The organism is Desulfofundulus sp. TPOSR, assembly GCF_011393055.1.
In the GTDB taxonomy this organism is placed as follows: domain Bacteria; phylum Bacillota; class Desulfotomaculia; order Desulfotomaculales; family Desulfovirgulaceae; genus Desulfofundulus; species Desulfofundulus kuznetsovii.
The window spans coordinates 86,928-113,591 of record NZ_JAAOEF010000003.1 but is presented as its reverse complement, the minus strand read 5'-3'; the positions used below and the strand labels follow the sequence as shown (position 1 = coordinate 113,591).

Below are 26,664 nucleotides of genomic sequence, written 5' to 3'. Positions count from 1 at the left end.
ACAGCACTCCGGGAAAAGAAGCGGCGACCGGTGGTTCAGTTCGACGGCTCTCGCAAAACCACACAGCGATTAAGACAGAAGGCCCCACCAAGAAAACAAAAACACCCGGCAAGGGTCATTTATCCCTGCCGGGTTCAAAATTCTTATTGAACAGGAGGCGGGTTAACCAGGGCTCACATCCTGGAAACGATTTCTGCCGCCTGCTCTGGTGTTTCCACGTCAAGCAATTCATCGTAAAGGCGTTCCAATGCTTCAATATCGGTTATCTGTTTAATTTTTGCTTGCAACTCGCCTGATACCGATTTGAATCTCTTCCGGACAAATCTAATAATGGATTCTCTTACGCCTTCTGCTTTAGCTCCGGCCACCATAGATATCTCGTCCCGGATGGCCTTTTCCCGCAGCTCGTAAAGGCGGCGCTCCTTTTCGCTTTTCTTGAAAATTTCTTCGATGGTCAACGCTTTTTTCAGGCCCGGCACTTCCACCGGTATCGCCTCCAGTTCGTCGCCCGGAAGGTTGTTCAGGTACATTAACCAGGCTTCCAGTGCGTAATTTTATTTAGACCAAAGCGTTTGCCAATAATTTTTTAACCTCGACAAAATCGCTTTCACTTAACTTCCCAATTTTCTTAACTAAGCTCGAATTTACCGCAAATAACTTGCCCGCACAAACCTTAGAGGGTAGATTAAGACCAGCTTCCTTCCAGTTGTTTAAAGCGTACTCGAAAGCATTTTTAACCGGTTGCCCTGATATTGCCGCTACGACAACTAAGCCTGTCACCGCAGTAAATTCGGGTTTACTTACAACAAGAGCGGGCCGCACTTTCGCCCCGCTCAGGTCAGAATACGCGAAATTAGTAACCACTACCTCACCAGGATTTGGCATAGGCTTTATCCACCTCCGGGTCATTCCAGTCGTCGTAAATTTCTTCCGGGTCCCGGAGTGGCGTCGCTATCCGCCGAAGTAATTCCTTGTAAAGAATTTTTGCTTCCTCAATCGAAAGCTGGTTTATTTCCTGAAGAAGCTCTTCTATCTTGCCCATAAGAATCACCCCACGACTATAATAACACAACGTTTTCATCATAGCCACTCCCTTCCGAAAAATGCCGGTCACCCGGACGCGGGCGTCATTCAGCTCTTCCCGGAGCTTCGCCAGCTCAGGGGAGTTTGCCCGCTGGTTCGGGAGCAGGGCGGCTTCCTGCGCCTTTAACTGACCGCAAAGTGCGCTTCCTCAAGCTCCGGAGCGCCCGGGCAATGGAAGAAAACAGCTCCCCATTGCCGTTTGCTGACATCCCCCGCGCAACCGCGATTTTTCAGGCTTTAGAAGACCTGAAGCACGAAACACTTCAAATAATACGTTTCCGGCGAAGCGAGAAGCATGGGGTGGTCTTTGGCTTGGCGGCGCATTTCCACCAGGCGCAACTGCCGCCCTACATCCCGGGCAGCATCCAGCAATACTTCCAGGAAGAGATCCTCGGTCATATGGTAAGAACAGGAGCAAGTAACCAGAAAACCACCTGAAGGTAACAGCTTCATGGCCCGCAAGTTGATCTCCTTGTAGCCCCGGATGGCCCCTTCCAGCGCCTCTTTGGATTTGGTAAAGGCCGGCGGATCGAGAATAATTAAGTCAAACCGTTCCCCGGCCCGGTCCATGGCCCGCAGTTCATCAAAGGCGTTACCCTCCCGGAAGGTGCAAACCTGCCCGAACCCGTTTCGGGCCGCGTTTTCCCGGGCCATCTCCAGGGCGTCGCCCGCCACATCAATACCCAGCACCTCTCTGGCCCCGAAACGGGCGGCATAAACGGAAAAAGTGCCGGCGTGGCAAAAACAATCCAGCACCCGGGCTCCCCCGGCCAGCCCCTCCAGGGCCAGCCGGTTTTCCCGTTGATCTAAAAAATAACCCGTTTTCTGCCCCCCGGCCAGGTCCACTAAAAAGTGCAACCCATTTTCTTCTATCTCCACTAAAGGGTTAAAGGGGCCTTTAAGAAAGCCCGTCACCAGGGGCAGCCCCTCCAGTTCCCGCACCGGCACATCGTTTCTTTCGTAAATACCGGTGGGATTTAATAGTTCATCCAGAAGCTCTACAATCGTATCTTTGTGCACATCTATTCCCAGGGCCAGGGTCTGCACGGACAGGTAATCGCCAAACCGGTCCACGATCAGCGCGGGCAGAAAATCGGCCTCGGCAAAAACCAGGCGACAGGCATTGGTATGCCGCACCACCCGGCGGCGGTATTCCAGAGCCGCCATTAAGCGCCGGCGAAAAAACTCCCGGTCAATCTTTTCCCCCTGCTCCCGGGTAAGCAGGCGCACCAGGATCTGGGAGGAGGGGTTAATATAGCCCCGCCCCACAAACCGCCCCCGGTGATCCACCACTTCCACCACATCGCCGGGGTTAAAATGACCGTGAATATCTTCCACCTCGGTGCGGTAAACCCAGGGATGTCCGTTTAAGACCCGGTGATGCCGGCCCCGGGTCAGTTTAACTACTGCCATACAGTCACCCTCACCTGCTCCGTAAATGTTCAGCAACCCCGCTATGGTGCCGATGGTAGCGGTTTTGCTGAACAACTACCCTGCTCCGTAATTTAAAGACCTGTCCCCACCAGCCTCTGGGAACGTTTCTGCACTTCATGGTATACCTCTTCCTCGTCCATGGTCAGCACCTGTCTTTTCTCCATGACCACCCGGCCGTCTATGATGACTGTTTCCACATCCGCCGACCGGGCTGCGTAAACCAGGTGGGCCGCCAGGTCATGCCGCGGGTAGAAATGGGGTTGGTCAAGATTAATTAAAATAATATCCGCTTTATAACCGGGTTTAAGCAGGCCCACATCATGAAGTCCCAGCACCCGGGCACCGTTTGCCGTGGCCATGGACAGGGCATCAAAGGCAGCCAGGGCCGTGGGATCCATGGTGGCCACCTTCTGGAGCAGCGCCGCAGAACGCATCTCTTCCATCATATCCAGGTTATTGTTGCTGGCCGCCCCGTCGGTGCCCAGGCCCACCAGCGCTCCGGCAGCCAGCAAACGGGTTACCGGGGCAATACCGCTGGCCAGTTTCATATTGCTTTCAGGGTTATGGGCTATACCCACCTTCTTTTCGGCCAGAATGCGGATGTCGTTTTCATCGAGATGGACGCAATGGGCAGCCAGCACGGGAAACTCAAACAGGCCCACCTCATCCATGAGCACAACAGGTGTTTTGCCGTATTTCTGACGTATTTCCTCGATCTCAGCCCGGGTTTCCGCAATGTGGATGTGGATTCCCACCTTCAAATCGGCCGCCACTTCCATAACCCGGTGCAAAAAATCGGGCGGGCAGGTATAGGGGGCATGGGGGCCCAGCATGGTGGTAATGCGCCCCCCGGCCTGGCCATGCCAGTCGCGGATAAAACGGCGGCTGTAGTCCAGGGCCTCCCCCGCCCCCGGGGAAAGCCCAATCATCCCCCGGGACAGGCTGGCCCGTAAGCCCGCCTTTTCCACAGCCCGGGCTGCCTCGTCCATATGGAAGTACATATCGGCAAAGGTAGTGGTCCCGGACCGGATCATTTCCAGGCAGCACAGCATGGTACCCCAGTAAACATCTTCAGGCTCGAGCCGTTCTTCCACAGGCCAGATTTTCTCCTGCAGCCACTGCATTAAGGGCAGGTCGTCGGCATAACCGCGAAATAAAGTCATGGCCGCGTGGGTATGGCAGTTCACGAAGCCCGGCATGGCCAGCATACCCCGGGCGTCGATTACCCGGTCGAAGGTGCGCTCCGGGGAAACGCTCCCGGCCGGACCCACATGGGTTATATACTGCCCCTCAACAATTATTTCCCCGCTTGGCAACAAAGACTCAGGCTTTTCCATGGTCAGCACGGCGGCTCCGCGGATCAACATACCCATTATTAACTCCTCCAAACCCTGGAAACTTTCCAAACTTTCGCGGGCAGAACTTGATACCGTCCCGGCAGGCCGGCCATACTTTACCGGTCGTTCACGGCATAATTCCGCACGGCGGCCTGGCTGTAACTGTTCAGGTAAGAATCCCTCAATGCCTGCACCTCGTCCGGCGGTAAGATGGCGGGCTTTCCCACCAGGTCGGCCCAGACATAAACTTTGGCCGATTTCTCCACTATCTGGCAGACCATAAATGCTTCTTCCAGGTTGCGCCCGACTCCGACAACGCCGTGGTTGGCCAGCAGTACCGCCCCCCGGTTTCCCAGAGCCTCCACTGCCGCCCGGGCCAGTTCCTCCGTACCGGCCCGGGCATAGCTGGCCACGGGCACACCATCGCCCACCGTCTGGGCCAGGTCCTCCAAAATAGGAGGGATAGGCTTGCGGGCCACGGCCAGGGCGCTGGCAAAAACACTGTGGGTGTGCATCACGGCATAGACGTCGGGACGGGCGCGGTAAATCGCCAGATGCAGATGGAATTCCGTGGAGGGGCGCCGTTCTCCCTCCACCACCCGGCCGTTCATGTCCAGAACTACCATGTCCCGGACCTGAAGGGTGGCATAGGGCAAGCCGCTGGGCGTGATTACTACCAGATTTTCCTTGGGAACCCGGGCGGAAAGATTACCCCAGGTGCCCGTCACCAGCCCGCTGGTGGCCATGCGCAGGCCCATTTTATATACCTGTTCTTTGTACTTTTCCGCCGCCACCGTCATACAATACCGATTCCTCCCGCAGTTTGATTTACTCTTTTAAGATAAAACCTGAGGCTCATTCGCCCTGCCAGCTTTGAATATAGGTCTCCTGTTGCGGTGTCAACCGGTCAATTTCAATGCCCAGGGAGGAAAGTTTCAGTTCCGCCACCTGCCGGTCCAACTCGGCCGGTACCAGGTATAGACGGGGCGCCAGGCGGTCTTTATTTTGCCAGATATAGCGGGCGGACAGGGCCTGCAGGGCAAAGGACATGTCCATGATCTCCGCCGGATGACCGTCCCCGGCGGCCAGATTCACCAGGCGCCCCTCCCCCAGGAGGTAAATGCGCCGCCCGTCGGGCAGGGTGAATTCTTCGATGTTCTGCCGGACCACCCGGCGGGAAACGGCCGCTGCGGCCAGCTCGGGCTTGTTGATCTCCACGTCAAAGTGGCCGGCATTGGCGAGAATGGCCCCGTCCTTCATGCGCCGGAAGTGCTCACCCCTTAAAACATCGCGGCAGCCGGTAACGGTGATGAAGATATCCCCCACCCCGGCAGCCTGCTCGCTTTTCATCACCAGGTAGCCGTCCATATATGCCTCGAGGGCCCTGACCGGGTCCACCTCACAAACCACTACTCTGGCGCCCAACCCGGCGGCACGCATGGCCACACCCCTGCCGCACCAGCCGTAACCCAGCACCACCACCGTCTTGCCCGCCACCAGCAAATTGGTGGTGCGCATGATGCCGGCCCATACCGATTCCCCGGTCCCGTAGCGGTTATCAAAAAGGAACTTACACCGGGCATCGTTGACGGCAATCATGGGGAAAAGGAGTTTTCCTTCCCTCTCCATGGCTTTCAGGCGGGATACCCCGGTGGTGGTTTCCTCGCATCCCCCGGCTACCTCCGAGGCCAGTTCCCGGCAACGGGTATGAAGCAGGTGAACCAGGTCACCGCCGTCATCAATAACCACGTGGGGGCGGATTTCCAGAACTTTGACCAGGTGCTCCGTATATTCCCGGTCGGTGGCGCCATGCCAGGCATAGACGTGGATACCTGCCGCCGCCAGGGCCGCAGCCACGTCGTCCTGGGTAGAGAGGGGATTGGACCCGGAAATGGCCACCTCTGCCCCGCCGGCTTTGAGTACCTCGGCCAGGTAAGCCGTTTTTGCTTCCAGGTGAATGCTCATGGCCACCCGCACTCCGGCAAAGGGCTTTTCCCTTTCGAATTCCGCCCGGATGGCATTTAAAACCGGCATGTGAACCCGCACCCAGTCTATTTTCAGCCTGCCCCCGGGCGCCAGGTTGATGTCCCGTACAAGATAGTCCTGCATTTTTCGCTCTCCTCATTTCTCAAATAAAATAAATACTATTTTCTGGTTTTGCAACAGTACTGCACAGCCGGGGAAGGCTTTCTGCATAGGGCGGCCGGGCCACCCCCCGGTCGGTAATAATGGCCGTCACCAGCCGGGCCGGGGTAACGTCAAAGGCGGGGTTCCACACCTTAACACCGGCGGGAGCCACCGGTACACCGGCCAGGTGGGTCACTTCTTCCGGCTCCCGCTCCTCAATGGGAATATCCTTACCGCTGGCCAGGGAAAGGTCTACGGTGGACAGGGGGGCAGCCACATAAAAGGGAAGGCCGTGTTCTTTAGCCAGTACGGCCAGGCCGTAGGTACCGATTTTGTTGGCCACGTCCCCGTTGGCCGCAATGCGATCCGCCCCCACCACCACCAGGTCCACCATGCCCCGGGCCATAAGATAAGCGGCCATATTATCGGTGATCAGGGTAACCGGTATATTATCCTGGAGCAACTCCCAGGTGGTAAGGCGCGCTCCCTGCAACAGGGGCCGGGTCTCATCGGCATAAACGCTGACCTGTTTCCCGGCTTCGTGGGCGGCCCGGATCACCCCCAGGGCAGTGCCGTAACCGGCCGTGGCCAGCGCGCCGGCATTACAATGGGTAAGAATCCTTGCCCCGCGGGGAACCAGCTCCTGGCCAAATTGCCCGATGCGCTTATTGCCCTCCAGATCCTCCCGGTAAATGGTGTGGGCTTCGTTTATTAAAAGCTCTGTTAATTCTTCCGGGTCCGCAACCGGTGAAGCCTCCAGCCGGGCCAGCAGGCGGTTTAAGGCCCAGGTGAGGTTGACGGCTGTAGGCCGGGTGGAGGCAAGAACGTCTGCCACCTCCCGGGCCCGGGCAAGCAGTTGCTCGCGGCTTTTAGCTCCCGACGCCAGCACCCCCAGTACCAGGCCGTAGGCCGCCGCCGCGCCGATGGCCGGCGCCCCCCGCACCCGCAAGCTACGAATGGCTTCAGCTACAGTTTCGTGATCCCGGCAGTAGATATATTCCACCCTACCGGGCAATTTAGTTTGATCCAGGAGCACCAGCGTCCCGTTCTCCCAGCGCATAGTGTCCAAGGTGCCCACCCCTTCCTTTATTTCACGGCTGAGGGATCCAGCGGTGACTCGTGACACAGGCAGGTGCGGTCCGGGTCCAAAAGCTCAATGGCCCGCATAACCAGCCGGCGCAGGTTACCCACATTTTCGGCCATCACGTCCACCACTTCCTGGTGGGAGAGGCGGGTGGGCGAAATACCTGCAGCAAAATTGGTCACCATGGCAATGGTGGCGTAACAAATACCCGCCTCCCGGGCCAGGACCACCTCGGGTACACTGGTCATGCCCACCAGATCCCCTCCCAACTGCCGGAACATGCGGATCTCGGCCGGGGTTTCAAAGCGCGGCCCCTCGGTACAAACATAGGTACCTCTGACATGATGCTCCATTTCCAGCTCCTGCGCGGCCCGGGCCAGGGTCGACCGCAATTCCGGACAATAGGGGTCGGTCATGTCCAGGTGGACCACCCCTTTCTCCACAAAAGTCTGAACCCGGGACCTGGTGAAATCCAGAAATTGATCCACGAAAACAAACTGTTTGGGTTTCATTTCCGTGTTCAAAGAACCCACGGCAGCCGTGGCAAAGACGTTTTTCACCCCCAGCTGCCTGAGACCCCAAATGTTGGCCCGGTAGTTAACCAGGTGGGGGGGCACCGAGTGGTCTTCCCCGTGCCGGGCCATAAAGGCCACCTCCCTGCCCCGGTAGGTACCGATCTTTACCCAGGCCGGACCAAAGGGGGTTTCCAGGCGTTTTTGGCGAACATCGCTTAAAATATTGGGGTCGTACACTCCCGTCCCGCCAATGATGGCTATGCGTACAGTCATATTATAACCCCTCCGTTTCAGGCAAGCGTTATTCCCCTCGTTTAATTAGCCTTTTTTGTAACCTTAGCTACTATTCGCCCTTGCCGCTTACTTTCCTTTTAATTTATCAAAATTGACCTGCCCAACGGGTCATTGACAGGTCGGGGAAAGCCGCTTTAAAATCGTAATATACGGATAAAACGATAGCAGGTGATGCTATGAACAAAGTCCAGCAATACGAGGAAAAGGCCGAACTCCTGAAAGCCCTGGCCCACCCCATTCGCCTGTGTATTGTAGACGGGCTGATCAACAACGAATGCAACGTGACCAGAATGCGAGAATGTCTCGATTTACCACAATCCACCGTTTCCCAACATTTAGGCATTTTGAAATCCCGGGGAATCATCAGGGGCCGGCGCCAAGGAACGGAAATTTGTTATACCGTGACCAATGAACTGGTCAAAGATTTGATGAAGGTCTTAATGAATGTTAGAGCGCATAACCAGAGCCTTGAAAGAAAAGACTAAATAATGAGGTGGTTGACTTGTCTTTGCTCACCGAAAAGGAAATCCTCAATAATGCTATTAAACTGGCCATAGATATGGAACAGAAGCGCCAGTCAAAATACGCCTTTCTAGCCCGCAACGCCCGGGATAAAAAATTAAAGGAGCTCTTTGGCCACTTTGCCGTGGCAAGCCGCCGGCGTGTTGCCATGCTCAAAAAGGAAATGAAGGAATTGAACATTCGCTGAGGTGAAAAAAACCGTGAATAAACTGGATCTACTGTACGATGTACTGGTAGACAAGATGTGGAGCCAAACCTTTTACAATGAACAAATGCTGCTGATGATCAACCCGGTTGCCCGGGAACTTTTCATGCGTCTGAGGGATGAAGAAACACAACATGTGCTTGTCCTGCGCACTGAAATAACAGCTATGGAAGCCAACCCCTTCGCTCCCGCTAAAATACTGCCCGGGCTGGAGACGCGCCCCCGCTTCCGCCTGTAATTACACTCCACCTGACGCGGAACCCCCCTCACATTTACTCTCCCGGTTTAATTACCCCCAGCCACTCCCCCAACCACAGAACCAGGATCATTCCAATTGCATTCAACACCAGGCTATACTCCAGGGTCCAATGCAGGTGCCGGAAATTACCCGTGATAATCATCAGCCACTCCATAAATAAAAACAATGCCGCCACCACCAGCACATACGGCAGGCGCAACCGGCGCCGGGGCGGGTAAAACCGGGCCAAAATAATACCGTTGGGAAAAACGGATAAAAAGTACAGCAAGGGCAGCCCCCCCAAAGCCGGCACGCCGTAACGATAGGAAAAAGCTCCTAAATTGACCAGGGCGCTGTCCAGGACATAGACCACCACCAGGGCAACCAGACCTACAGGCCAGAACTGAAGCCAGCCTTTCTTTCCCGCCGCTAAAATAGATAATCCCAGTGAAAAGACAAACCATATCAACCAGGCCAAAGACACATACCTACCCTAACGTTTCACGATTCCAGCCTTCTGATTACCAGCAACCACAGTACTACGGCCAGGGCCACCCCAACAGAAAAAACGGTAAAAACAAAGAGATTCACCTCATACCCTCCATCAGGCGGCAAACCTATTTTTATTTTTAAATTAAGATTAACCAGGGCTACCCCAGCCCACCCGCTGGCTCTCCACAAGCCAGGCCAGACCAGCGAAGACCAGCGTATTTACAAGTAGACTGGCAAAATGATCCCAATGGGTGTATGCCAGCACGCCCGCCAGCATAAACATATGCTCTTCCAACAGGAACAGGCCGGAGAAGGCTATAATATGGAGCCCCTGGAGCCAGCGCAGGGAAGGAAGGTACTGGCCGAAAAGGGCACCCATGGTAAACACGGGTCCAAAGGTAAAAAACGCTGAAGAATATAAGATAGGTAGCACGGGATCGGATACACGGTAAAGATTCAGGTAATGTCCGATATTATCTGTTAAAAGCTGCACAATCACGGCCGCCAGCCCCCCCACCAACAGGGGCATGTACCTCCGGCGGTCCGCCAGGGCAAAGAAAACCAGCCAGCTAATCGCAAAGGAAATTACCCAGGGCATGCGTCACCTGTCTCCCTTCCATTTTGCCCGGCATGTCTTCCACCCGCTTTTGGAGAAGGCTGAATCGAATCCGAATATGATTAACTCATAATATCACCTGCTGTATCGAACAATATGAGTAAAGCTAACAGAAAGCCAGGCAGGAGTGATTCTTTTTGCGCGTAGCCATCATTGGCGCCGGGCCCAGCGGTCTGGCCTGCGCCCTGGAACTGCAACGGCTCGGGATAAAACCGGTGATTATTGAGCGGTATCACCGCATAGGCCACCCGGTGGAGCGGGTGGATATGCTTTTGCACCTGGCGTGGCTTCCCGTAAAAGACCAGCTGGCTTATCTGGCCCGTAAATACGGTCTTTATCTGCATCCCCTGGCTCCCCTGCGCTCTATTGTTATATACAGCCCCAGTCACCGGTCGGTCATCCGGTCCCGGCGTCTGGGATATCTGGTTTACCGGGGGCGCTCTCCCCTTTCCATTGAAAACCAGCTGGCAGCCCGGCTCAGCTCACCGGTAATTTTCGAGACCATTGCCGATCCGCGGGACCTGGCCCGGGAATTCGACTGGGTGGTGGTGGCCACGGGAGACAGCAAACCCGCCCGCCAGTTGGGCCTGTGGCAGGAATATGCCAATGTAGTTATCAAGGGAGCCCTGGTACTGGGGCAATTTGATCCCCATACCTTCCATATGTTCTGGGACACCCGTTACGCGGGTCACAGCTATGGTTATCTGGCTCCCTTCGACCGGGGTCGGGCCAGTATACACCTCTGTGTAGGAGGGATTAAACCCGAGGAAATGGATGATTACTGGGAACTTTTTCTGGAAGCGGAAAATCTGCATTACCACACCACAGAAACTTATGAACAGCAATTTCACTGCGGCCGGATCACCCGTCACCAGGTGGGCAACATCCTCCTGGTTGGTAATAGCGGGGGCTTTGTCAGCAGCCTCCTCGGCCTGGGCCTTTTTTCCGGGATGATCAGCGGTGTGCTGGCCGCCCAGGCCATTGCCAGCAATGACGATTATGAAAGGCTGGTAAAGCCTTTGACCCGGCGCATTAACGAGCTGAACGAGCTGCGCTCCAGCCTGGACAAACTGGACAATTATGGTCTGGATCGCCTGGTAGGCATTCTGGGGATGCCCGGCATAAAGCATCTTATTTACCACTCCGGGCTGGATATAATCCCTAAAATTTATGCCATCTTAGCAGGTTTTAATAAATTAACCTTTCGCACCCCATCCGCGCACCCACGCCACCACTAAAAGAAACAAGGGAATTAAAAATGTATGAAACAAAGAGTATCCGGGAAACACCTTCAACTCCAGGGCCCAAAAATCGGCTATGGAATGATAGGCGAACAGTGAATAGATAACCATCCAGATCCCCACTGGCGCCAGCAGGGGTTGGTAGCTGGACAGGCCCAGCCACTGGGCCAGCCCCAAAGTCACCACATAATAAAGCAGGGCCAGCTTTAAAAAAATGCCCCCCACCCAAACAGCCACGATTACCACATCCAGGTGGGTCATAAAAGCTCCCAACCTGATGGCCCGCACCATTTCCAGGGCCGGAAAGTTCATGGCAGCGGTAACCTCTGCGGTAAAAAGGCCGATGGCCAGCACGCCAATTTGCATGGCCGCCCCCAAACCCAGAAGCACCCACAGGCCATTTACTCCGACCCGGGTCTGACCATTTATATATGGATAGAGCATCAGTACAATCACAATTTCGGCTACGGTACTGACTAAAATGATACTTCCCCAGTTCACCGGCCCCAGGCCTCGCTCCATCAGGGGAAGGTAGCGGCCAAAATCTACCTGGGGCAAAGAACCGAAACCAACAAAAATGAGTGCGGCGAGTCCCAGGGGGAGCATAATTTCGTTTACCCGGGCTATGACCTCAAGCCCGCTGAAGACTGCATAAGAAGCCACCAGCATAACGCTCGTGGTAAAAACCACTAGAGGTGTACTTGGCATAAAGGCCGTGACCATGACATCGGCCAGCATGCGAGTGACGCTGGCCCCCACGAAAAAGAAAAAAATAATCAGTAACAATCCAATGAAGCCCCCCAGGATGGGGCCTAACACTTCCTTGCTGTAGTGGATTACCGTCTGGCGGGGAAAACGGGAGGCCAGGCCTATTGCCACCGCCCAGATGATGAAAGCATATAAAACCGCCAGGATTACCGTTATCCAGGCATCCCTTCCGGCTACACCGGCCACCACTGCCGGCAGGTAAACATCGACGGTCGATATGACCAGGGTAAAGAGCAACATGGCCAACTGGCGGGAGGAAATTCGCCCTTTTTCAATGAGGTTATCGCCTCCCCCCTGATCCACTAACTGCACCCCCTTTTACTCCCATAGTATTGTGTATGGAAACGGGGGTAGATATACAGGGTTGGGGCTTGTAGGAAAACCTCAAGGGTATACTAATGTAGAGGCTTGTTTGCACATGGGAGGGACAAGCATGGGTCGCCACACGCCCCGGATTGCCATTATCGGCGCCGGTATTTCCGGCCTGGCCTGCGCCCTGGAACTGGAGCGTCACGGCATCGCCCCGGCTATTTTTGAGCAGCGCTCCCGTGCGGGGGAAACTTTTAACCATGTAGCCGGGCTTTTACAACTCATGTCCCGGCCCATCAAAGACCAGATGGATTACTTACAAAACGAGCTGCATTTGCCCATCAAGCCCCTGGCCCCCTGGAAAAGAGTTATTATGCATATGCCCAGCGTCACCCGCACTGTTACCGGACAGCTGGGTTATTTCCTCCGGCGGGGGCAGGACGAAAATTCCACGGAAAGCCAGCTCTACTCCCTCTTAAAAACGCCGGTATATTTTAACCGTTATGCCGACTGGCAGGTGCTGGCGCGCCATTACGATTACGTGGTGGTGGCCGACGGCACACCAACGGTCGCGCGCACGCTGGGCTGCTGGCAGGACTTCTTGAAAACCTGGGTGCGGGGAGCGGTGGTACTGGGGAACTTCGACCCCAATACCCTGATCATGTGGGTTAATACTAAATACTCACGCCATACCTACGCCTACCTCACACCCTTCAATGCTCACCGCGCCTCCCTGATTTTAATAGTTAGCGATAGCAATGCCGATGAGATTGAAGAGAAATGGCGTCTCTTCTGGGAAATGGAAGAGCTTGATTACCAGGTGTTGGAGAATTTTTCCCGACAGCATACCAGCGGCTATTGCTACCCGCCGCAAGTGGGCAATGTATTGATGATCGGAAATGCCGGGGGCTTCATGGAGCCTTTTTTAGGATTCGGCGTCATGGCCTCCATCAGGAGCGGGATTTATGCCGGCCGGGCACTGGCCCGGGGGGAATCCTACACCAACCTGACCCGCGATTTGCGCCGGAAGATCACCCGCCTGGCAACTTTACGCCTGGTACTCAACAATATGAACAACGCCGATTTCGACAACCTGGTAAAACTGGTCACCACCCCTGGAATAAAGCAGCTGATCTACAATACCAACATCGACGTATTACAATACGGCACGGGATTGTTCAACCTCTTGCAGCAATTAAAGCAAAAAATCCGCCCCGGTATGTAAAACTTTAAAGAAACTGTCGCATAACTATCGGGGTGGCGGTTGTCCCCCGTCGCTCCGTGCTCCTTAAGGGACAACCGCCGCCCATCCAGTTTCTGGGCCCTGCCCTTTAGTTAACTTTACGGTTAAGCTTATCTATTCTTCAAATAAGGCGGCTACAAACTCCTGCGGGTTAAAGGGACGCAGATCCTCCACTCCTTCACCGATACCAATGAATTTAACCGGTATGTCCAGGATCTGGCGGATGCCGATAATCACCCCGCCCTTGGCCGTACCATCCAGCTTGGTCAGGACAACACCCGTCACACCGGTGGCCTCACCAAACAGGCGGGCCTGGGAAATGGCATTTTGCCCGGTGGTAGCATCCAGCACCAGCAACACCTCGTGGGGCGCCCCGGGCAGCTCCCGGCCCAGCACCCGGCGGATTTTTTTCAGTTCATCCATGAGGTTGCTTTTGGTATGCAGCCGGCCGGCGGTATCGATAATGAGCATGTCCATTTTCCGCGCTCTGGCCGCCTGCAGGGCATCATAGGCTACGGCTGCCGGGTCGGACCCTTCCTTATGCTTGATCACATCCACTCCTACCCGCCGGCCCCAGATCTCCAGCTGGTCGATGGCCGCCGCCCGGAAGGTATCCGCCGCCCCCAGAAGTACCCGCTCCCCCCGGGATTTGAAGTAGTGGGCCAGCTTACCGATGGTGGTGGTCTTACCCACGCCGTTAACCCCCACCACCAGGATTACCGTGGGGGGGCCACCCCGGTTAAGGGAACTCTCGCCCGTACTCAAGATGCCCTGGATGAGTTCCTGCAGAAGGGGCTTTAGCTGCTCAGGATCTTGTACCTTTCGTTCTTTAACCTGCCGGCGCAGGGTTTCCATCAACTCCAGGGTCGTTTCCACCCCTACGTCGGCTCCAATCAGCGCTTCCTCCAGCTCATCAAAGAGGCTTTCATCAATGGCCCGACGTCCGGCAATGAGATTTTCGATTTTTTCCACCAGGCCCTGCCGGGTTTTGGCTAAACTTTCCTTCAGGCGGTTAAAAAGTCCCATCCCTAAAAACCCTCCCGATGCCCCGTCCCGGGGAGATATCCCAGCCTGGCCAGTGCCCGGCACGCGGCCTGTTGCTCCGCTTCTTTTTTCGTACGCCCCTGCCCCCGGCCCATCTCCTTACCCCCAAAATATACCGCGGCAGTAAAGATTTTATGATGATCGGGTCCTTCCTCACGCAAAATGGCGTAACTTATGTCTACTTGACCTTCTTCCTGCAGGATTTCCTGCAGTTCGGTTTTATAGTCCCGCTCCACGCGACCTTCCAGCACGTCATCAATGACCGGCTTGAGATACTGCAGGGCCACCTTTCTGGCCATCTCCAGCCCCTGGTCCAGGTAAACGGCTCCTAAAAGGGCCTCAAAGGCATCAGCCAGGATGGAGGGGCGTTCCCGCCCCCCCGAGCGTTCCTCCCCCCGGCCCATGTAAAGGCAGGAACCCAGATCCAGTTCCCGGGCCGTCCGGGCCAGGGAGGGCTCGCAGACTATCGCCGCCCGCAATCTGGTCAATTCCCCCTCGGTGTGCCCGGGATAGGTGCGGTAGAGATAATCGCTGACCACCAGTTCCAGCACCGCATCGCCGAGGAATTCCAACCGCTGGTTGTTTTCCTGACCCCGGAAAATTTTTTCGTAGGCATAGGAACTGTGGGTTAAAGCCAGGCACAGCAAATCCTCGTTTTGCCAGCGGAACCCGAGTTTTTCCTTCAAAATGCTGATTTTTTCTTCATTGTACGCCATCTAATCACCATTTTACCTTAAAGCTTGCGGAATATAAGGGTAGCGTTATGTCCCCCAAAACCAAAGGAGTTGCTTAAGGCCACCTCCACAGGCACCTTGCGGGCCCGGTTGGGTACGTAGTCCAGGTCGCATTCCGGATCCGGTTCCTCATAATTGATGGTTGGGGGGATCACCCCGTGGTAAAGGGCCAGCACGCAGACGACTGCCTCCAGGCCACCCGCCGCCCCCAGGAGGTGGCCGGTCATGGACTTGGTGGAACTGACGGCTAGCCGGTAAGCGTGATCACCAAAGACACGTTTAATGGCCACCGTCTCCAGCCGGTCTCCCAGAGGGGTGGAGGTACCGTGGGCGTTGATATAATCCACCTTTTCCGGCGGAAGGGCGGCATCTTTGAGGGCCAGTTCCATGGATAAAGACGCCCCGCTGCCCTCGGGATCGGGCGCCGTAATGTGGTAGGCGTCGCAGCTGGTGCCGTAACCCACCACCTCGGCGTAAATGCGGGCCTTTCGCCCTTGGGCGTGCTCCAGGGTCTCCAGGATCAGGATGGCTGCCCCTTCACCAATGACAAAACCGTCCCGCCCGGCATCAAAGGGCCGGCTGGCTTTCTCCGGTTCGTCATTGCGGGTGGAAAGGGCCTTCATGGCCGAAAAACCCGCCACCGCCAGGGGGGTAATGGGCGCCTCGCTGCCGCCAGTGATCACTATATCCGCATGGCCCCACTGGAGCAGGCGAAAGGCATCACCCACGGCATGACTGCTGGAGGCACAGGCGCTGGTGACAGTTAAATTACAACCCCGCAGCCGGTGGGTGATGGCAATCTGCCCTGCCCCCATGTTGGCAATCATCATGGGGATGAAAAAGGGACTCACCCGTCCAGGGCCGCGTTTCAGAAGAACCTGGTGCTGCTCTTCCAGGGTCTCAATACCGCCAATACCCGAGCCCAAAATAACGCCAACCCGGTCCCTGTCCACCTGTTCCAGGTCAAGACCGGCATCTTCCAGCGCCATGTTCGTAGCGGCCAGGGCAAACTGGGTAAAGCGATCCATGCGCCGGGCTTCTTTTTTGTCAATGTACCGGGTGGGGTCGAAATCCTTTACCTCGGCGGCAAAGCGGGTATCGTAGGCACTGGCATCAAAGCGGGTAATGGGCCCCACGCCGCTCTTCCCTGCCGTGATATTGGCCCAAAAGGTTTCGACACCGGTACCCACCGGGGATATTATTCCCACACCGGTTACCACAACTCTATTGGACAAAACCTTACCTCCTCAAGCGATTCATAAAAGCATATTTCAAAAAGTCCCGCGCTTTACGCGGGACCCGGGACATATATTACCTATAAATGCTCCTGAATATATCTGACGGCCTCACCCACGGTGCGGATCTTTTCCGCATCCTCATCGGGAATAGTCAGGTCGAATTCCTCTTCCAGGGCCATCACCAGTTCCACAATGTCCAGGGAGTCAGCCCCCAAATCTTCAATGAAGGAGGCTTCCATGGTCACCTCGGATTCATCTACCCCCAATTGTTCCACAATGATGGCTTTAACCTTCTCAAAAACGGACAAACGTTTCACCCCCTTCCCCTGCTACTATACACAAACTTTATGTACTCGGCCTACATAGTTAGACCTCCGTCAACGACAATGGTTTGGCCGGTAATATATCCCGCAGCATCGCTGGCCAGGAAAACCACCGCCGCCGCTACCTCTTCGGGCTGCCCGAAGCGGCCCAGGGCCACCCGGCTCAACATCTTTTCCCTGACGGCCCCGGATAGGGAGCCGGTCATATCGGTAAGGATAAACCCCGGTGCCACCGCGTTGACAGTGATGTTCCGGGAGCCCAGTTCTTTGGCCACCGCTTTGGTCAGACCGATGAGCCCCGCCTTGCTGGCGGCGTAATTGGCCTGGCCGGCGTTGCCCGTGATACCGACCACCGAACTGATGTTGATGATGCGGCCCCAGCGGGCTTTCATCATCAACCGGGAAGCCGCTTTTATGGTGTTGAAAGCACCCTTTAAATTTACGTCCAGCACCCGGTCCCAATCTTCATCCGCCAGGCGCATCACCAGGTTATCCCTGGTGATCCCCGCGTTATTCACCAGGATATGCAGTGCACCCAGTTGCTCGGCGGCCACATTAACCAGTTTTACCGCCTCGGAAGGTACGGAAACATCCGCCTGGCAGGTTACCGCCTGCCGGCCCATCTCACGAATGCGGGCAGCCACTTCCTCGGCGGCAGCGGCCTGACCGTTAAAATTCACCACCACGTCCGCCCCGGCCCGGGCCAAAGCCAGGGCAACGGCCCGGCCGATGCCCCGGGAAGCGCCGGTAACAACAGCCTTTTTACCGTCAAGTAACATTTTAGCTAACCTCCTTAAGGCATGCAAGGACTTTTTCCAGGGACTCCGGGTCCTGGACCGACCAGCAGTTTACCTGACGGTTAATTTTGCGCAAAAGGCCGCATAATACCGTCCCGGGACCCACCTCGATAAAGGCCCGGATGCCGCCGTCAATGAGCCGCCGCATGCTTTCCTCCCAGCGCACGGGGCTGTAAACCTGCTGTACCAGGAGCCTTTTTACCTCCTCTTTGGAGGTCACGTAGTCAGCGGTAACATTGGCCACCACGGGAAACCGGGGATCCGCCACGACCACCTGTTCCAGTTCCCGGGCCAGTTTCTCCCCGGCCGGACGCATCAAGCTGGAATGAAAAGGAGCGCTTACGGCCAGGGGAACGCACCGCCTGGCTCCAGCTTCTTTGGCCAGCACACAGGCCCGTTCCAAAGCCTGCGTTTCCCCGGCAATGACTACCTGACCGGGACAGTTGAGGTTGACCGCTTCCACCACCCCGGCATCGGATGCCCGGCGGCAGATCTCCTGGACCGTGGGAACATCCAGTCCGAGAACGGCCATCATCCCCCCGGCTCCCAGGGGTACCGCCTCCTGCATGAACTGGCCCCGCTTGCGCACAATTTTTACCGCATCGGCAAAGGTTATGGCCCCCGCCGCCACCAGGGCGCTGTATTCCCCCAGGCTGTGGCCGGCAGCCACGTCCGGTACCACCCCCTTTTCCTGCAGCACCCGTAGACAGGCCACACTTACCGTGAGAATGGCCGGCTGGGCGTTCACGGTATGCTGCAGTTCCTCTGCCGGGCCTTCAAAACACAAGCGGCTTAAGGTAAAGCCCAGAGAGGCGTCGGCCTCTTCAAAGGTGCGCCGGGCGGCCGGGAAGCACTCGTACATCTGGCGGCCCATACCCACATACTGCGACCCCTGGCCGGGGAAGATAAAGGCCAGCTTCATTTGCCGGACACCACCCACCGGGATGCGGCCGATAGCAGGGCCGCCGCGCCCCGCACTACGTCCAGAATAATTTCCCGGGCGGGCTGAATTTCCCGCACCATGGCCGAAACCTGCCCGGCCATCACTGAACCGTATTCCACATCGCCTTCAACCATAGCCGCCCGCAGTTTCCCTACTCCCAGCCTCTCCAGTTCTTCCGGCGGGGCGCACCGGCTTTCCAGTTCTTCAAATTGTTTACTCAATTTATTGCGTAGTACCCGCACCGGGTGGCCTGTGGGCCGGCCGGTGACCACCGTATCCCGGTCCCTGGCCTTAATCACCATCTCCTTTACGGCCGGGTGAATGGTACATTCCGCCGCGCACATGAAACGGGTACCCATCTGGACACCCTGCGCCCCCAGCATGAGGGCGGCGGCCAGACCCCGGCCGTCATAAATACCGCCAGCGGCAATGACGGGAATATCCACCGCGTCTACAATTTGCGGGACCAGGGGAAAAGTACACAGCTCACCCACATGGCCGCCGCTCTCCATGCCCTCGGCAATAAGGGCATCCACACCGCTTCTGGCCAGGCGCCTGGCCAGGGCTACCGAAGATACAACCGGAATTACCCGGATGCCCGCCGCCTGCAGGCCGGACAGGTATTTCCCCGGGTTGCCCGCCCCGGTGGTAATTACCGGAACCCGTTCCTCCAGAAGTACCTGCATCACTTCGTCCACGTAAGGCGAGCGCAACATCACATTTACTCCGAAGGGTTTGGACGTCAGTTTCCGGGCCAGGCGTACCTGCTCCCGCACCCATTCCGGGGGGGCCTGGCCGGAACCAATGATTCCCAACCCGCCGGCCTCGCTAACGGCAGCAGCCAGTTCAGCCGTGGAAACCCAGGCCATCCCACCCTGGATGACGGGATATTCAATTCCCAGCAAATCACAAAGCTTCGTGCGGATAATGGTTATCCGTCTCCCTTCTCAAAGGTTTTGAACGGTAATCGTGCCAGCGCAGCAGGGTGGCTCCCCAGGTGAGCCCCGCGCCAAAGGCCACCAGCACCACGTGATCGCCGTTCTGGATCCGTCCCGCTTCCAGAGCCTCGTGCAAAGCCAGGGGAATGGAAGCAGCGGAAGTATTGCCGTAACGGTCCACATTGATCCATACCCGTTCCAAAGGCAGGGCCAGCCTTTTAGCGGCAGCCTCGATAATGCGGATGTTGGCCTGGTGGGGAATTAAAAAATCCAGCTCTTTTATATCCAGACCGGCTGCCTGCAAAACCTCCCGGCAGCTCTCTTCCATCACCTTGACGGCAAACTTAAACACTTCCCGGCCGTTCATATGTATGAAGTGCTGTTTTTTAGCCAGTGTTTCCTCAGACGCCGGGTAACGGGAAAGGCCCGCCGGAAGGGATAAAAGAGAACCCCCCGATCCTTCCGCACCCAAACGGGTGGCCAGGATGCCGTAGCCCTCCGGCACCGGCCCCATAACCACTGCCCCGGCGCCGTCACCAAAGAGGACACACGTGTTGCGATCCTGCCAGTTCACCAGCCGGCTCAGGACCTCAGTGCCAACTACCAGGACGGTTCTGGCAGCCCGGGCGGCGATAAACTGGCTGCCGCAGGCCAGGGCGTATATAAAGCCGCTACACCCCGCCTGAACGTCAAAGGCCCCGGCCCTTTTTGCCCCTAGGGCATGCTGCACCAGACAGGCCGTGGCCGGGAACAGCATGTCTGGGCTGCTGGTAGCCACGATTATTAAATCAATTTCCTCACCGGCAACCCCGGCATCCTCCAGGGCCTGCCGGGCGGCCTGAACAGCCAGGTCGGAAGCTGCCTCGTGATCCGCAGCAATATGTCTTGTCCGGATGCCTGTGCGGGTGCGGATCCACTCGTCACTGGTGTCCACCATACGCTCCAGATCCGCATTGGTAAGCACCCGTTCAGGCACATAAATGCCCGTACCCCAAATTCCCACGGGCAAAATTTCTTTGGACATTAACTTATCCCCACTTTCTGGTGCTCCGCGATGTTTTCAATACTGCTCCGGATGGCGCTTACCAGCCCGGCTTCAACTGCTTCCCTGGCCCTTTTAATGGCGTTTTTAATCGCCCGGGCGGTAGAACTGCCGTGACAGATAATGGATACCCCGTTGACTCCTAAAAGCGGTGCGCCACCGTACTCCGCATAATCGATGCGCTTTTCAAAGCACTTTAAAGCAGAGATGGCCATGGCCGTACCCATTTTGGCCAGCCAGCTCCTGGTAACTTCCTCCTTGATCATTCCCAGCAGTGCCGCCGCCAGCCCTTCTCCGGCCTTTAAAACAATGTTCCCCACAAAACCATCGCAAACTACCACGTCTACCGTGCCGGCGAAGATATCCCGCCCCTCCACGTTGCCGATAAAGTTAATATTTGCCTGGCGCAGGAGGGGAAAGGTGGCCAGGGTGAGTTCGTTGCCCTTTGTTTCTTCTTCACCCACATTTAAAAGGCCGACCCGGGGCCGGGGAACGCCAAGGATTTTTTCGGCGTACAGGGAGCCCATAATGGCAAACTGCAATAAATGGTGGGGTTTGCAGTCCACGTTGGCTCCCGCATCTAAAAGGACGGTGGTTCCCCCCCGCCGGGGTAAAATACTGGCTATGGCCGGGCGGTCAATCCCCTGGATGCGTCCGAAACCTAAAAGGGAAGCCGCCATGGCCGCTCCCGTGCTGCCGGCAGAAACCAGGGCCGCTGCCTCCCCTTCCTTAACCAGCCTGACAGCCTGCACAATGGAAGACTGCTTCTTTTTCCGGACTGCTACGGCCGGCTGTTCCTCCATGGTAATAATTTCCGGGGCGTGGAACACCTCAATAGGGTTCGGGAGCGACTGACCCAATTCGGCCAGAATTTTTTCCCGGTCCCCCACCAGAATGATCTCCTGGCGGTATTCGCGGGCCGCTTCCACTGCCCCCCGCACGATTTCTCCCGGCGCATGGTCACCGCCCATGGCATCAACGGCAATTTTCACTGCCGCCAGACCTCCTCTGCTATGGCGAAGATGAGAAATTTTCCTTCCAGCACTACCTCGTTATTGACTCTTGAGGTAACCCTTACCATATATTTATTGCCTTTTTTGCGCCTTACAAACGCCCTGGCTATCACCTTTTCCCCGCAGAACACCGGGCGGCGGAAACTCACCTTGGTGGTGCCGGTAAGGGCCACCTCAGCATCGCATAAAGCCACCGCCAGGGAGTTGGCCTGGGCAAACAAATAATGCCCCCGGGCCACGCGGGTGCGCTTGAGGGTCATCTCATCGGTGATGGTCAGTATGGAAACGCCCGATTTGCCTATGTTCAGCTCCACCAGCTCACCCACCAGATCGGTTTCACTTAAAGCCCGGAGCCGGCCGTAAACACCCCGGGCCACCTGCTCCAAACGCTCACGTTTTTCCGGAATATGTAGCTCATTGCGATCCAGCCGGATAGTCTGGACGCTGACCCCGAGAATAGCGGCGAGATCCTCATCGGTGAGGAAAGGATTGCCGGTCAGATAACGGGCAACCAGCTGCTGGCGATTCAGTTTTCCCGCATGACTTCTGGACATTGCCCCATCACCAAAAAATTTTAGCACCAGGTACTAATAAGTATAGCGGGAATGCCAAAATAAAGCAACTCCTTCAGGGCAAAAAATTTTCCGGTGCAGGCAGGGCAAACATACCCGCCTTTACCGGAGTTGCCTGGGTAATTCTGTATTCGCCTGCCGTTTTGCTCCGTTCCCCAGCACTCACCCAGCACTCACCGGTTCCAGGTACCTGCACAGGGACTAAAGCCGTAATGGTTAGCAGTATTACTATCAGAGAACCAGGTTGCGGTGAGTGCTGGGCCAGGGTCGCTTCTTAGTGCAAAACGGCGGCTCTTATCCGCTGATAATGGTTATGAATGCGTCATGTGCGCCTACTTAAACTTTACATGGTCCTACTGAACTTTCACCACTTCTTTTGCCTTGTAATACCCGCATTCCGGGCAAACCCGGTGAGGCATAATCAGGGCACGGCACTGGGAACAACGCACCAGTCCCGGGGCTTCTATCTTCCAGTGGGCCCGCCGCATTCTGGCCCGCCGCTTGGAAGTTTTCCTTTTCGGAACACCCATAACACTCCACCCCCCTTTAACCAAAGGTTACCGGTTGCTATCCTTAAACATGTCTTTGAGTATCATCAGGCGCGGGTCCACATCTTCCCCGGAACAGGCACAGGGTGCCATGTTCAGGTTCTGGCCACACCGGGGACAGAGACCACGGCAACCCTCATCACAGAGGAAACGCATGGGCAATACCAGCAAAATGCTCTTTAGCACTTCCGGCGTAATATCCAGGACATCGCCGGAAAAGGGGATCCATTCCTGGTACTCTTCTTTAGCCGGATCTGCAACAACCATCTCTTCACTGTCCGCAGGATAGTATACCTCGCTCAGCGTGGCCTCCACCGGCAAGCGAAAAGGCTCCAAACAGCGGGCACAGCGGACTTCCAGGGTACCCTTGACCTCCCCCTCCACTAAAAGGGTTTTCCCGGTATTACTGATCTCAAGGAACGCCCGGGCAGGGCCGTCAAAGCTCAACCTGTCCCCGTGGAATTCCAGTTCCGGCAATGGAGAAGAAAGCTCCAGCTCTATGCTTTCCCCGGGGCTCTTTTTCAAATCCGCCACATTAATACGCATGTCAAACACCCCTTAATTTAACAAAACTCATTATATAGGGGTGTCGTTCCTTTGTCAAGGCAAATGCCTGGGCAGCCGCCCTCAATGGCACTAAAAACACCGCCGGTTGCCTGGCCGGCGGTGTAGCTACTGGCCTATAATTAGCGCAACGCCTCCACAATGGCCTCCCACTGGCAATACTGTTCCACGTTTTCCAGGGCTACTTTAATTCCGGTGGTATCGCCCGGCTTTAAACGACGGGACAAGTGGCTGATTTTTTCGATAGTAGTATAGGTATCATAGTGAACCAGGATCAGCGGTACCCCCTTTTCCTGCGCCCGGGCAATTACCTTCACGTCGGGATAGAGGCCTCCGGTCAGGATGAGCACCGAAGTGCTGGTTTCCAGGGCGGCCAGGGCAACATCGGCCCGGTCGCCACCCAGAATCACCGCCTTATCGGCAGTGCGGCGGAAATAGGTCAGGGCGCTCTCGGCGGTCATGGCGCCGACCACCACATCCTCCACCAGGCGCTTTAGATTCTCGCTGCCGGTCACGATTTCCCCGCCCAGAACTTCATAGTATTCTTCCACGGTAGGGGAAGCAATTTCCGGGCGGCGCGGGATCACACCCAGAGTGCGGTAACCGTTTTCTTCTAAAATGGGCCGGTAGATACCTTCGATTTTGGCCAAAAGGGGACGGGGAATATTATTGAAAACATTGCCCAGCAGATTTACCCCCGCCGCGGTAAGGCTGCGGTTAAAGAACAGGACCTGGTCAAAGCCAAAATCATTTTCAACGTTTAACACCAGCAATACCTGAGCGTCCAGTTGTCTGGCCAGGGTAATATCGTCCAGCCCGCAGGCGGCGTAAGCGTAGGGGTAGGCCGCCCCGCCGATAATCACCACATCGGCACCTGCGGAGATCTGCTCGTAAGCCGCGCGAACCTTGGAAAGGGCGTCTTTACAACCGTTCCCGGACAGATAGGACGGTCCGATCATCCGGGGAACTATTAGTTCCAGGGGCACGTCCATCCCCAGCACTTCCCGCATTAAAACGGCATCCTCATCCACCCGTTCCGCTCCCCGGGAAGGACTCCCGATGGGCTTAAAGTAGGCGACCCGAAACCCTTCTTTTTGCAATTTTTGAGCCAGGCCCAGGGCCAGGGCCGTTTTACCGCTGGCCGGAGTGCCCATAATGTACAGATTTCTCATCAGGCCAACACCTCACGATATGGTAATTTTGATATCAAGGGCACTTAAGCCCTGGTTATAGACAAAGACGGGGTTAATGTCGATTTCATTGATCTCCGGGAAATCCAGCACCAGCCGGGCCGTGCGCCCGATGGCTTCCACCAGCGCCGGCAGGTCGGCCGGCTTCTCGCCCCGGTAACCCCGCAAGAGGGTATAGGCCTTGGTTTCAGATAGCATGGCCTCAATCTCCCGCCGGGTGAGCCCCTGGGCCAGACGGAAGGAAACATCTTTAAGCAGGTTGACGTAAATACCGCCCAGACCGCAGGCAATCATGGGGCCAAACTGGACATCCCGGGTCATGCCGATGATCAGCTCCACGCCCCTGGGCATCATTTTCTGTACCTCTATGCCGTAGACCACAGCCTGGGGCAGCAGGCGATGGACGTTCTCCATAATCTCGATGAAACCTTTGCGTACTGCTTCGGGGGAATCAAGGCCAATTTTTACGCCACCCACGTCGGTCTTGTGCAGGATCTTGGGAGAGGCCACCTTGAGCACCACCGGGTAGCCCATTTTTTCGGCTTCCTCCACCGCCTCCTCGGGGGTGGTGGCCAGGGAAATGGGAGCGACCGGGATACCGTACGCCCTGGCAACGGCTGCCGCTTCGCTGCCCAGCAGCACCAGGCGGTTATCCCGCATGACATCGTAAAAAACGGCCTTGACTGCTTTCTTGTCCACATCGGGATAGTTCAAATCACTTTCCCCCGCGGGAGCACTGCGAAATTCACTGTAACTAACCAATCCGTTGATCGCTGCAATAGCCGGCTCGGGGAAGGTAAAACAGGTCATGCCGGCTTCGGACATGAGCCGTGCCCCTTCAGCCATGGATTCGCCGCCCAGGTAAACGCCCATAATTGGCTTGTGGGGATATTTCTTTTGCAGCTCAATCACGGCCTGGGTGGTTTCCAGGGGCTGGGCCACGGCGGTGGGACACATTAAAACCACGACACTGTCCACATTGGGGTCGGCAAGAACCCTCTCCAGGGCAAAACGATAACGGTCGGCCCTGGCATCACCCAGCACGTCCACCGGGTTGTACAGGGCGGCCTCGGCGGGCAGCCCCCCGCGCAATTCTTCAATGGTTTCCCTGGTAAACCGTGCCATAGTCAAGGACTTGGCTTCCACATTATCCGTAGCCACAATGCCCGGACCCCCGGAGTTGGTCACAATGGCCACCCTCTTGCCGGCCGGAATCGGACAACGGGAAAAGGCAATGGCCAGCTCAAAGAGCTCGGTCATGGACCGGGCGCGGATTACGCCGCACTGCCGGAAGGCCGTGTCGTAAGCCAGGTCACTACCGGCCAGGGCACCGGTGTGGGAAGAAGCGGCCTGGGCACCGGCCTGGCTTGTGCCGGACTTGAGAATGATTACGGGTTTTTTACGGGTGGCCTCGCGGACCACTTCCAGGAAACGAGGCCCGTCGGCCACGTCTTCCAGATAGCAGGCGATTACGCGGGTATAGGGGTCACCGGCAGCTTCGGCAATGAAATCTATTTCCGAAAGATCTCCTTTATTGCCCAGGCTGACCATCTTGCTGAAACCAAGACCAACGGAGCAGCTCCAGTCCAGGATGGCAATCAGGGTGGCACCACTCTGGGAGAGGAAGGCTATGTCGCCTTTCAAGGGGGAAGTTTTGGCAAAAGAAGCGTTGATGGGCGTATGGGTGTCCATCATGCCCACGCAGTTTGGCCCCAGCATACGCATGCCATACTGGCGGCAGATGGCTACCAGCTCTTTTTCGAGATCCAGACCTTCCTTTCCGATTTCCTTAAACCCGGCAGTAACCACTACCAGGTTTTTAACACCCTTTTCCCCGCACTCTCTGGCTACATCCACGGTTCTGGCTGCGGGAACGGCCACAACGACCAGGTCCACCTGCTCCGGAATGGCCATAACCGATGGATAAACCGTTAAACCCTCAATCTCCTCCTCCTTGGGATTAACCGGATAAATTTGTCCCGGAAATCCTGACTCGATTAGATTCTTCACTATGGAGTGGCCTACTTTACCGGGTTTTTTTGAGGCACCGACAACGGCTACCGCATTCGGGTTGTAAAAGTTGTTCAGTAGTCCCACATTCTCACCCCTTCTTGGAGCAAATTGAGCGAAAACTTAAAAACTAATTATACAGCATACAATACGTTTCTTTTCTTCAATTATAAAGGGGTGAAAAGTGTGAGTAAATAGCT

At 56.3% G+C, this 26,664-nt stretch carries 31 protein-coding genes; 5 read left to right on the top strand and 26 right to left on the bottom strand.

From position 1 onward, the window contains the following. Nucleotides 1–173 precede the first annotated feature (173 nt). The 9 genes from G7K71_RS11340 to mtnP form a co-directional block, all read right to left on the bottom strand. Nucleotides 174–545, bottom strand: a complete 372-nt coding sequence (locus tag G7K71_RS11340; RefSeq protein ID WP_279286355.1) for a PD-(D/E)XK nuclease family transposase — start codon at nt 543–545, stop codon at nt 174–176. A 13-nt stretch (nt 546–558) separates the two neighbouring features. Continuing rightward, nucleotides 559–885 (bottom strand): type II toxin-antitoxin system PemK/MazF family toxin, encoded by a 327-nt coding sequence (locus G7K71_RS11335; RefSeq protein ID WP_166346506.1) that lies wholly within the window; start codon nt 883–885, stop codon nt 559–561. Continuing rightward, complete coding sequence (locus G7K71_RS11330) at nt 869–1,084, bottom strand: hypothetical protein (RefSeq protein ID WP_013823325.1); 216 nt, start codon at nt 1,082–1,084, stop codon at nt 869–871. The genes G7K71_RS11335 and G7K71_RS11330 overlap by 17 nt, the downstream gene beginning before the upstream one ends. Nucleotides 1,085–1,320: 236 nt before the next feature. Beyond that, complete coding sequence (locus tag G7K71_RS11325) at nt 1,321–2,496, bottom strand: class I SAM-dependent rRNA methyltransferase (RefSeq protein WP_166348326.1); 1,176 nt, start codon at nt 2,494–2,496, stop codon at nt 1,321–1,323. Between the two features lie 92 nt (nt 2,497–2,588). Next, entirely contained in the window at nt 2,589–3,890 is a 1,302-nt protein-coding gene (locus G7K71_RS11320) for an amidohydrolase (protein ID WP_207712888.1), read from the bottom strand. 80 nt (nt 3,891–3,970) lie between these two features. Continuing rightward, nucleotides 3,971–4,654: a class II aldolase/adducin family protein gene (locus G7K71_RS11315; protein ID WP_166346503.1), complete on the bottom strand. Its 684-nt coding sequence runs from the start codon at nt 4,652–4,654 to the stop codon at nt 3,971–3,973. 55 nt (nt 4,655–4,709) lie between these two features. Beyond that, complete coding sequence (locus G7K71_RS11310) at nt 4,710–5,963, bottom strand: adenosylhomocysteinase (RefSeq protein ID WP_166346501.1); 1,254 nt, start codon at nt 5,961–5,963, stop codon at nt 4,710–4,712. A gap of 19 nt (nt 5,964–5,982) precedes the next feature. After that, a complete protein-coding gene (gene mtnA / locus G7K71_RS11305) occupies nt 5,983–7,050 on the bottom strand; it encodes an S-methyl-5-thioribose-1-phosphate isomerase (protein ID WP_166346498.1) in 1,068 nt (355 codons plus the stop codon). Between the two features lie 17 nt (nt 7,051–7,067). After that, the gene (mtnP, locus tag G7K71_RS11300) at nt 7,068–7,853 is read right to left on the bottom strand and encodes an S-methyl-5'-thioadenosine phosphorylase (protein ID WP_166346495.1); all 786 of its coding nucleotides are present in this window, start codon (nt 7,851–7,853) and stop codon (nt 7,068–7,070) included. 197 nt (nt 7,854–8,050) lie between these two features. Between mtnP and G7K71_RS11295 the strand changes: the two genes are divergently transcribed. Genes G7K71_RS11295 through G7K71_RS11285 form a run of 3 tightly spaced genes read left to right on the top strand, consistent with a single transcriptional unit; the run spans nt 8,051 to nt 8,839 of the window. Continuing rightward, on the top strand, nt 8,051–8,359 hold the full coding sequence (locus G7K71_RS11295; protein ID WP_166346492.1) for a helix-turn-helix transcriptional regulator: 309 nt from the start codon (nt 8,051–8,053) through the stop codon (nt 8,357–8,359). A gap of 17 nt (nt 8,360–8,376) precedes the next feature. Continuing rightward, nucleotides 8,377–8,583 (top strand): hypothetical protein, encoded by a 207-nt coding sequence (locus G7K71_RS11290; protein WP_166346489.1) that lies wholly within the window; start codon nt 8,377–8,379, stop codon nt 8,581–8,583. 13 nt (nt 8,584–8,596) lie between these two features. Continuing rightward, nucleotides 8,597–8,839: a hypothetical protein gene (locus G7K71_RS11285; RefSeq protein ID WP_013823334.1), complete on the top strand. Its 243-nt coding sequence runs from the start codon at nt 8,597–8,599 to the stop codon at nt 8,837–8,839. Between the two features lie 34 nt (nt 8,840–8,873). On the opposite strand, the gene G7K71_RS11280 is transcribed toward G7K71_RS11285, so the two are convergent. Both G7K71_RS11280 and G7K71_RS11275 read right to left on the bottom strand, forming a co-directional pair. Next, complete coding sequence (locus G7K71_RS11280) at nt 8,874–9,317, bottom strand: CBO0543 family protein (RefSeq protein ID WP_166346486.1); 444 nt, start codon at nt 9,315–9,317, stop codon at nt 8,874–8,876. 162 nt (nt 9,318–9,479) lie between these two features. Beyond that, the gene (locus G7K71_RS11275) at nt 9,480–9,929 is read right to left on the bottom strand and encodes a hypothetical protein (protein WP_013823336.1); all 450 of its coding nucleotides are present in this window, start codon (nt 9,927–9,929) and stop codon (nt 9,480–9,482) included. 155 nt (nt 9,930–10,084) lie between these two features. Between G7K71_RS11275 and G7K71_RS19880 the strand changes: the two genes are divergently transcribed. Then, on the top strand, nt 10,085–11,185 hold the full coding sequence (locus G7K71_RS19880) for an NAD(P)/FAD-dependent oxidoreductase (RefSeq protein ID WP_166346483.1): 1,101 nt from the start codon (nt 10,085–10,087) through the stop codon (nt 11,183–11,185). On the opposite strand, the gene G7K71_RS11265 is transcribed toward G7K71_RS19880, so the two are convergent. After that, nucleotides 11,144–12,268, bottom strand: coding sequence for an endospore germination permease (locus G7K71_RS11265; protein WP_166346480.1), 1,125 nt, complete (start codon nt 12,266–12,268; stop codon nt 11,144–11,146). The two genes, G7K71_RS19880 and G7K71_RS11265, sit on opposite strands and share 42 nt — an antisense overlap. Nucleotides 12,269–12,389: 121 nt before the next feature. Between G7K71_RS11265 and G7K71_RS11260 the strand changes: the two genes are divergently transcribed. Further along, complete coding sequence (locus G7K71_RS11260) at nt 12,390–13,490, top strand: NAD(P)/FAD-dependent oxidoreductase (protein WP_166346477.1); 1,101 nt, start codon at nt 12,390–12,392, stop codon at nt 13,488–13,490. A gap of 132 nt (nt 13,491–13,622) precedes the next feature. Here the strand turns inward: G7K71_RS11260 and ftsY are convergent, their stop codons facing one another. The 14 genes from ftsY to acs form a co-directional block, all read right to left on the bottom strand. Further along, nucleotides 13,623–14,534 carry a signal recognition particle-docking protein FtsY gene (gene ftsY / locus G7K71_RS11255; RefSeq protein WP_013823340.1) on the bottom strand — a complete coding sequence of 304 codons (912 nt, stop codon included), beginning with the start codon at nt 14,532–14,534 and terminating at the stop codon, nt 13,623–13,625. A 2-nt stretch (nt 14,535–14,536) separates the two neighbouring features. Then, nucleotides 14,537–15,268 (bottom strand): ribonuclease III, encoded by a 732-nt coding sequence (rnc, locus tag G7K71_RS11250; RefSeq protein ID WP_013823341.1) that lies wholly within the window; start codon nt 15,266–15,268, stop codon nt 14,537–14,539. Between the two features lie 17 nt (nt 15,269–15,285). After that, a complete protein-coding gene (gene fabF, locus G7K71_RS11245; protein ID WP_013823342.1) occupies nt 15,286–16,521 on the bottom strand; it encodes a beta-ketoacyl-ACP synthase II in 1,236 nt (411 codons plus the stop codon). 80 nt (nt 16,522–16,601) lie between these two features. Beyond that, nucleotides 16,602–16,832 (bottom strand): acyl carrier protein, encoded by a 231-nt coding sequence (acpP, locus tag G7K71_RS11240; RefSeq protein WP_013823343.1) that lies wholly within the window; start codon nt 16,830–16,832, stop codon nt 16,602–16,604. 50 nt (nt 16,833–16,882) lie between these two features. After that, nucleotides 16,883–17,626 (bottom strand): 3-oxoacyl-[acyl-carrier-protein] reductase, encoded by a 744-nt coding sequence (gene fabG, locus G7K71_RS11235; RefSeq protein ID WP_013823344.1) that lies wholly within the window; start codon nt 17,624–17,626, stop codon nt 16,883–16,885. A 1-nt stretch (nt 17,627) separates the two neighbouring features. Beyond that, nucleotides 17,628–18,566, bottom strand: a complete 939-nt coding sequence (gene fabD, locus G7K71_RS11230; RefSeq protein ID WP_166346474.1) for an ACP S-malonyltransferase — start codon at nt 18,564–18,566, stop codon at nt 17,628–17,630. Then, on the bottom strand, nt 18,563–19,456 hold the full coding sequence (gene fabK / locus G7K71_RS11225; protein ID WP_243174948.1) for an enoyl-[acyl-carrier-protein] reductase FabK: 894 nt from the start codon (nt 19,454–19,456) through the stop codon (nt 18,563–18,565). Before fabK ends, fabD begins: the two co-directional genes overlap by 4 nt. Nucleotides 19,457–19,493: 37 nt before the next feature. Further along, nucleotides 19,494–20,549, bottom strand: a complete 1,056-nt coding sequence (locus G7K71_RS11220; RefSeq protein ID WP_166346471.1) for a beta-ketoacyl-ACP synthase III — start codon at nt 20,547–20,549, stop codon at nt 19,494–19,496. Beyond that, complete coding sequence (plsX, locus tag G7K71_RS11215) at nt 20,549–21,559, bottom strand: phosphate acyltransferase PlsX (protein ID WP_166346468.1); 1,011 nt, start codon at nt 21,557–21,559, stop codon at nt 20,549–20,551. The genes G7K71_RS11220 and plsX overlap by 1 nt, the downstream gene beginning before the upstream one ends. Then, complete coding sequence (fapR, locus tag G7K71_RS11210; RefSeq protein WP_166346465.1) at nt 21,556–22,134, bottom strand: transcription factor FapR; 579 nt, start codon at nt 22,132–22,134, stop codon at nt 21,556–21,558. Before fapR ends, plsX begins: the two co-directional genes overlap by 4 nt. A gap of 371 nt (nt 22,135–22,505) precedes the next feature. Then, nucleotides 22,506–22,682, bottom strand: coding sequence for a 50S ribosomal protein L32 (gene rpmF / locus G7K71_RS11205; protein ID WP_166346462.1), 177 nt, complete (start codon nt 22,680–22,682; stop codon nt 22,506–22,508). 27 nt (nt 22,683–22,709) lie between these two features. After that, nucleotides 22,710–23,246 carry a DUF177 domain-containing protein gene (locus tag G7K71_RS11200; protein WP_166346459.1) on the bottom strand — a complete coding sequence of 179 codons (537 nt, stop codon included), beginning with the start codon at nt 23,244–23,246 and terminating at the stop codon, nt 22,710–22,712. A gap of 140 nt (nt 23,247–23,386) precedes the next feature. Continuing rightward, nucleotides 23,387–24,436: a phosphotransacetylase family protein gene (locus G7K71_RS11195; protein WP_166346456.1), complete on the bottom strand. Its 1,050-nt coding sequence runs from the start codon at nt 24,434–24,436 to the stop codon at nt 23,387–23,389. A gap of 12 nt (nt 24,437–24,448) precedes the next feature. Then, a complete protein-coding gene (gene acs / locus G7K71_RS11190; protein ID WP_166346453.1) occupies nt 24,449–26,551 on the bottom strand; it encodes an acetate--CoA ligase alpha subunit in 2,103 nt (700 codons plus the stop codon). Nucleotides 26,552–26,664 lie beyond the last annotated feature (113 nt).

Coding starts and splice junctions, on each gene's coding strand:
- rnc (WP_013823341.1), bottom strand. CDS start 15,268: ATGGCGTACAATGAAGAAAAAATCAGCATTTTGAAGGAAAAACTCGGG.
- ftsY (WP_013823340.1), bottom strand. CDS start 14,534: ATGGGACTTTTTAACCGCCTGAAGGAAAGTTTAGCCAAAACCCGGCAG.
- G7K71_RS11220 (WP_166346471.1), bottom strand. CDS start 20,549: ATGTCCAAAGAAATTTTGCCCGTGGGAATTTGGGGTACGGGCATTTAT.
- G7K71_RS11320 (WP_207712888.1), bottom strand. CDS start 3,890: ATGGGTATGTTGATCCGCGGAGCCGCCGTGCTGACCATGGAAAAGCCT.
- G7K71_RS11195 (WP_166346456.1), bottom strand. CDS start 24,436: ATGAGAAATCTGTACATTATGGGCACTCCGGCCAGCGGTAAAACGGCC.
- G7K71_RS11275 (WP_013823336.1), bottom strand. CDS start 9,929: ATGCCCTGGGTAATTTCCTTTGCGATTAGCTGGCTGGTTTTCTTTGCC.
- fabG (WP_013823344.1), bottom strand. CDS start 17,626: ATGTTACTTGACGGTAAAAAGGCTGTTGTTACCGGCGCTTCCCGGGGC.
- fabD (WP_166346474.1), bottom strand. CDS start 18,566: ATGAAGCTGGCCTTTATCTTCCCCGGCCAGGGGTCGCAGTATGTGGGT.
- G7K71_RS11295 (WP_166346492.1), top strand. CDS start 8,051: ATGAACAAAGTCCAGCAATACGAGGAAAAGGCCGAACTCCTGAAAGCC.
- G7K71_RS11315 (WP_166346503.1), bottom strand. CDS start 4,654: ATGACGGTGGCGGCGGAAAAGTACAAAGAACAGGTATATAAAATGGGC.
- G7K71_RS11335 (WP_166346506.1), bottom strand. CDS start 885: ATGCCAAATCCTGGTGAGGTAGTGGTTACTAATTTCGCGTATTCTGAC.
- G7K71_RS11325 (WP_166348326.1), bottom strand. CDS start 2,496: ATGGCAGTAGTTAAACTGACCCGGGGCCGGCATCACCGGGTCTTAAAC.
- fabK (WP_243174948.1), bottom strand. CDS start 19,456: ATGGCCTGGGTTTCCACGGCTGAACTGGCTGCTGCCGTTAGCGAGGCC.
- fapR (WP_166346465.1), bottom strand. CDS start 22,134: ATGTCCAGAAGTCATGCGGGAAAACTGAATCGCCAGCAGCTGGTTGCC.
- rpmF (WP_166346462.1), bottom strand. CDS start 22,682: ATGGGTGTTCCGAAAAGGAAAACTTCCAAGCGGCGGGCCAGAATGCGG.
- G7K71_RS11330 (WP_013823325.1), bottom strand. CDS start 1,084: ATGATGAAAACGTTGTGTTATTATAGTCGTGGGGTGATTCTTATGGGC.
- mtnP (WP_166346495.1), bottom strand. CDS start 7,853: ATGACTGTACGCATAGCCATCATTGGCGGGACGGGAGTGTACGACCCC.
- G7K71_RS11200 (WP_166346459.1), bottom strand. CDS start 23,246: ATGCGTATTAATGTGGCGGATTTGAAAAAGAGCCCCGGGGAAAGCATA.
- G7K71_RS11260 (WP_166346477.1), top strand. CDS start 12,390: ATGGGTCGCCACACGCCCCGGATTGCCATTATCGGCGCCGGTATTTCC.
- G7K71_RS11310 (WP_166346501.1), bottom strand. CDS start 5,963: ATGCAGGACTATCTTGTACGGGACATCAACCTGGCGCCCGGGGGCAGG.